This is a genomic window from Mesobacillus sp. (assembly GCF_047739415.1).
In the GTDB taxonomy this organism is placed as follows: domain Bacteria; phylum Bacillota; class Bacilli; order Bacillales; family Cytobacillaceae; genus Mesobacillus.
This window is the reverse complement of the sequence record NZ_JBIQOE010000011.1, coordinates 1-5,818: the sequence shown is the minus strand read 5'-3', so window position 1 is coordinate 5,818 and position 5,818 is coordinate 1. Positions and strand designations below refer to the sequence as shown.

The window sequence follows — 5,818 nt, the reverse complement described above, 5'->3', positions numbered from 1 at the left end:
AAAAAGTAAAAAAACGTCTGCCTTATCCCAAATTTTAATAAAAAAGGAATAATTTAGTATACTAAATCAAGTATTTCCAACTTTTTTTGTTTCCCTAGATTATTTAGTTATCAATGTGTTTCTAACTTTAATTTTTAACTCTCTTCTTTATATAATAAATAATGCTCATAAATGGTTGGATAACGGTTTCCAACTTTTTTTGTTTATTACAAAGGGTCGGGAACGTACTTGGTACGTTTCTCGATCCTTTTTTTGATATCGCCGGATTTAGGCTTTTCCAACCTGTCCAATCATAAATTACCTATAGAGAGAGACAATAACTCTGTATGGAATGAGTTTTACGGAGGTATTGGAATGGAAATAGATAAGGAAATGAACTATGGCAGTGATTATAAATATATTCCTGCTACATCTATAGGCAGCGGTGTCGGTATGGAGATTTTGCCAGACCTATTTAATTATACTGTCCAGATTGTCAATTTTCAGTTAGTAGGAAGTCCAGAAACAAAAGACTTTGTTCTAGTTGACGCGGGAATGCCTGAATCAGCGGAAGAGATTATTTCTTTGACAAAAGAGCGTTTTGGAACAAACAGCCGTCCAAAAGCGATTATCTTAACACATGGTCATTTTGATCATGTTGGAGCGATTATCGAATTGGTGGAGCATTGGGGAGTTCCTGTTTATGCACATGAACTGGAGATTCCTTATTTGACCGGGCAAAAGAGTTATCCTGAACCAGACTCGACCGTTGAAGGTGGCTTGGTAGCAAAGTTATCGCCTCTTTTCCCAAACGACCCAATCGACCTGGGGAATAATGTAGAAAAACTTCCTTCTGACGGAAGTATTCCGCATATGCCAGAATTCAAGTGGATTCACACACCAGGGCATACGCCCGGCCATGTTTCCTTTTTTAGGGAAAGAGATCGGTTACTGATCGCGGGAGACGCCTTTGTGACTGTTAAACAGGAGTCGCTGTATAAAGTTTTAACACAGGAACAGGAAATAAGCGGTCCCCCAAGGTATCTGACACCAGATTGGAAATCCTCCAAGGAATCAGTCATTAAGCTGGAGGCCTTGAAACCAGCAGTTGCCGTGACAGGGCATGGAATACCGATGTCTGGTGAATTATTGTCAAACAGCCTGGAAAAATTAGTACGGGAATTCGACAGTATTGCAGTACCGGACTATGGGAAGTACGTGGATGAGGGAAGACACTAGACTATTTATCCGAAGGTGTATGCCTTTGGATTTTCTTTTCCAAAAAAACAAAGAACCGCAAAAAGGTCCTATAAGCCCCAAAAGAGGCCGAAGTCGCAAAAAGGGCATATAGAAAAAGTCTATAAGCCTAAAAAGAGGTCGAAGCGGTAAAAAGGGCTTATAGAGAAAGTCTATAAGCCCAAAAAGAGGTCGAAGTCGCAAAAAGGGCATATAGAAAAAGTCTATAAGCCTAAAAAGAGGTCGAAGTCGCAAAAAGGGCATATAGAAAAAGTCTATAAGCCTAAAAAGAGGTCAAAGTCGCAAAAAGGGCTTATAGAGAAAGTCTATAAGCCTAAAAAGAGGTCAAAGTCGCAAAAAGGGCTTATAGAGAAAGTCTATAAGCCCAAAAAGAGGTCGAAGCGGCAAAAAAGGGCTTATAGAGAAAGTCTATAAGCCCAAAAAGAGGTCGAAGCGGCAAAAAGGGCTTATAGAAAAAATCTATAAGCCCAAAAAGAGGTCGAAGCGGCAAAAAAGGGCTTATAGAAAAAATCTATAAGCCCAAAAAGAGGTCGAAGCGGCAAAAAGGGCTTATAGAAAAAATATATAAGCCTAAAAAGAGGTTCAAGACTGTAAACAGTCTTATAGACAGAATGTATAAGACAAAAATGAGTTTACAGCCGCCCGAATCCAACATGTCCTATTCAAAAAACTGATGCCTTCTTGTCCCAACTACATTAAAGTGATTTCTTAAGATATGTCTGATTGTCTTTCGTGACAGTAAACCATTGGACCAGTTATAAATTTCAGTGCTCGTTAACTTCCTCTCCGGAAAAAGTAACTTAATTTGATTACGGCCATCTAAATGTACCACTAGTGACAAAGTTTTTACCACCAAATGATAAGGAATTTACCACTAAAAGACAGCTTATTTACCACCCAATACCTTCTATATAATTAGTGAGCATATCTTACGATATGACACTTTTATATTGGAGGTATTTTTTTATGATCCATTATCGTAAGATACTGGAATTACATGATGAGGAAATCAGTATGAGAGGCATTTCTGCAAGTACTGGACACTCTCGTCAGAAGGTTACAGAAGTCATTGAAATGGCTGTGAAGAAAGGATTGACTTGTCCATTAGATGGAGAAATGGACGATAAGTGGATTGAAGAGTTTCTTTTTCCTGAGAAATCATTAGAAGCCTCAGGGAGGCAGGCACTCAACTTTGATTACATTCATAAAGAGTTGGCCAAGCCAAACGTTACTCTTTCTCTATTACATCATGAATACGAGGCAGAAAGTCGAGCGAACAATAAAATTCCTTACTCTTATCGGAGTTTTATCCGTCATTATAGTGAATATGCCCAGAAACATAAAGCGACTTTACGTATTCGTAGAAAACCAGGAGAAATAATGGAGGTGGATTGGGCGGGTACAACGGCATTTATTATTGATAGGGATACTGGTGAAAAATTGAAAGCATATGTTTTCGTCGCTACATTGCCGTGTAGCCAACTTTCATATGCGGAAGCATTCCTATCAATGAACTTACAATCCTGGATTAGTGCCCATATACACGCATATGAATATTTCGGTGGAGTCACCCAGATTGTTGTTTCGGATAACCTGAAGACAGGCGTGACGAAACATACTTCAAGGGAGCTCGTATTAAACCCAACTTATAAGGAAATGGCCAACCATTATGATACGATTATCATGCCGGCACGTGTTCGCAGTCCCAAGGATAAAGCAAGTGTTGAAGGCTCAGTTGGAGCCATTTCCACATGGATCATTGCGGCATTAAGGAACATTCACTGTTTTAGTATTGAAGAGTTAAATGAAGAATTGAGAAAGAAATTAGAGGAATTTAATCATCGGCCTTTTACTCGAAAAGAAGGAAGTCGCTATTCTACATTTGAAGAAGAGGAGAAATTTGCGCTTTCCCCTCTTCCAGACATGCCATACAAGATATCAGAATGGAAGACTGCCAAAGTACGTCCAGATTACCATATCTCTGTTGAAAGCATGTTTTATTCTGTTCCATATGAGTATATCAGCCGACAAGTAGATGTGAAGATTTCCGAGGATATGATCGTTGTTTACTTCAATCATATGTGGTTGACTTCACACAAACGATTATATGGGAGATTTGGGCAGATATCAACCGTTCGGGAACATATGCCAGACAATCATAAACTGTTTGTAGACCAAACACCTGAAGTGGCAATCGAATGGGCAGAAAGCATAGGATCTTCGACTTTAAGTACTGTAAAGTACCTTTTGGATTCCTATCAATCTGAAAAACAAGCATTACAATCTATCTTTTCCTTCAAGAAGCTGGAACACCGTTATAGCAAATATGAAATAGAGCGGGCATGTAAAACACTGCTCACCTTGACGAAAAGACCTACGGTTAAAAGCATTCAAACGCTGTTGAAAAACAATAAGAAAAAAGACGCTGAACTAGAGTTAGAGCAAAACATTGGAATGAACGACACCAATTTCGGCTTTACACGTGGTGCTTCTTATTATGGAGGAAAAGATAAATGATGAATGATCAAATGTTGTCCAAACTACAGGAAATGAAATTAGCAGGTATGGCAGAGGCATATAAGGAACAAGCTCAAAACCGAGAATACCAATCCATGAGCTTTGAAGATCGCTTTTCTCTGCTTGTGGATCTTGAATATTCACGCCGGAAAAGTAATCATTTAAATCGATTAATCAAGAATGCCACGTTCTCTGATACGAAAGCATGTATCGAGGATATTGAGTATTTTGATGATAGAAAGCTTAAAAAGGACCAGATTCTAAAATTGGCAAGTGGGCTTTATATAGAAAATCATCATAACATCATACTGAAAGGACCTACAGGGTCAGGAAAAACCTATATGGCTTGTGCCTTTGGTGTATCTGCCTGTCGTCAGCATTACAAGGTGAAGTATGTACGATTGCCTGAATTACTTGATGAATTATCCCTGGCTAAACTAGCTGCCGACGGTAGCTATCGAAAGCTAATTAAGAAGTATACAAAGACAGAAGTTTTAATTATTGATGAGTGGCTCCTTACGGACCTTTCAAAGGATGAAGCAAATATCGTATTAGAAATTACTGAAGCCCGGCACAAAACTGCCTCAACCATTTACTGTTCTCAGATTGATCCAAGTGGGTGGCACACAAAGTTAGGAAACGGTACAATTGCAGAAGCCATACTAGACCGTATTATTCATGACTCCTATCAATTCTTACTAGACGGTGAGATTTCTATGCGAGAACGACATGGATTAGGAATCGAGGTTTAAGGAATGGCAATACTGACTCCTAAAGACTTGAGAAAGATGGAAGAAAACTATTACTGGGCTGGTTATAAAGACTGGAGCCCTTTCCCCATGAAGTTAAAGGTAAAGTTACTAAAAGTATACGGAGAGGAACCATATCCTTACACATGGACTGAACAGGATATTCACGAAGGTTCAAGAAAAATCATCATTCAATACTTTAAAGCTTAATATTGTTTTTTAATCAAATCCAAAACTCCTCCACCTTACTAAAATGATGGAGGAGTTTTCTATTGGTAAATAGCTTGGCGACGTATGGTAAAAACTTTGGCGTAAAGTGGTAAAAAAGATGGCGTAAGTGGTAAATTCCTTTGGCCGTAATCAGTGAATGAAACGAAGGACGAAATTCTGGTTATATGGGAATACAGAAGCACGGAACATTATGAGAGGATCGACAGTCTAATTAAAAATAGTGAACAGTACCAATCAGCAATGAAAGAGTTAGGCGAATTCCGCATAGAATTCGATCAAGATTTCTTGTCTTCAACTGCTCCATACCCTGCGGCATATCATCTTCATAAACATTTGATGTCTGTTAGTGGATATATCACAAATAAGGAAGGAGAAGTACTCCTTGTCAGAAATTTTCACCGTTCAGACACTATGGAAATGCCCGGTGGCCAGGTAGAAGAAGGAGAAACATTAGAAGACGCCATTCATCGCGAGGTATTTGAAGAGACTGGGGTTAAGGTGGATTTACTTGGGATAACGGGTATTTATCAAAACGTGACGAGCGGAGTAACATGTGTAGTCTTTAGAGGTGAGTATCAGTCAGGTGAAGTCAGGACAGCTGAGGGTGAAACTTCAGAAGTCTTTTTTGCAAAAATAACGAAAGAAAATATAGAACAATTTATTACGAGGGAGCAATTTAGAAACAGGGCTCTAGACGCTATGGATGCGAACTACATACCATATGAAGCATTTAAAGCAAGACCCTATGAATTAGTTAGTAGATTTGAAGTGAAAAAAGAGTGAAATGTGGAATCTGCCAATGCCAAGAAACTTAAGTGTTCCGGAGGGAAATTAAATAAAAAATAAAGCCATTCTGTACATATTGATTTTGAATACTCTTGGTTACTTAATTAATAACCTTTCAAAAATAAACCCTAAGTTAAATGAATTTGAAGCTATAATCTGGTTAATCACATTTTTATCGGTGACATTCAGTTTTAGTGTTGCCAGACAAACTGTTGTGCCACTAATAAACTTTAGAGTTATGAAAACCCCATCAACCTATTTCTATATCTTAATAGCGTTAATATTACCCTACATAATAC

5 protein-coding genes are annotated in these 5,818 nt (G+C 38.4%); all 5 read left to right on the top strand.

Translation table 11 applies throughout. The features are described from left to right. The first annotated feature begins 360 nt into the window (after positions 1–360). The gene (locus ACH0QE_RS00915) at positions 361–1,218 is read left to right on the top strand and encodes an MBL fold metallo-hydrolase (protein WP_415798867.1); all 858 of its coding nucleotides are present in this window, start codon (positions 361–363) and stop codon (positions 1,216–1,218) included. Positions 1,219–2,202: 984 nt separating this feature from the next. Next, a complete protein-coding gene (istA, locus tag ACH0QE_RS00910; protein WP_415782125.1) occupies positions 2,203–3,753 on the top strand; it encodes an IS21 family transposase in 1,551 nt (516 codons plus the stop codon). After that, positions 3,750–4,505 (top strand): IS21-like element helper ATPase IstB, encoded by a 756-nt coding sequence (gene istB / locus ACH0QE_RS00905; protein ID WP_415782124.1) that lies wholly within the window; start codon positions 3,750–3,752, stop codon positions 4,503–4,505. The genes istA and istB overlap by 4 nt, the downstream gene beginning before the upstream one ends. Positions 4,506–4,508: 3 nt before the next feature. Continuing rightward, entirely contained in the window at positions 4,509–4,712 is a 204-nt protein-coding gene (locus ACH0QE_RS00900; RefSeq protein ID WP_415782123.1) for a hypothetical protein, read from the top strand. Between the two features lie 153 nt (positions 4,713–4,865). Then, on the top strand, positions 4,866–5,516 hold the full coding sequence (locus tag ACH0QE_RS00895) for an NUDIX hydrolase (protein WP_415777925.1): 651 nt from the start codon (positions 4,866–4,868) through the stop codon (positions 5,514–5,516). The last annotated feature ends 302 nt before the right edge of the window (positions 5,517–5,818 follow it).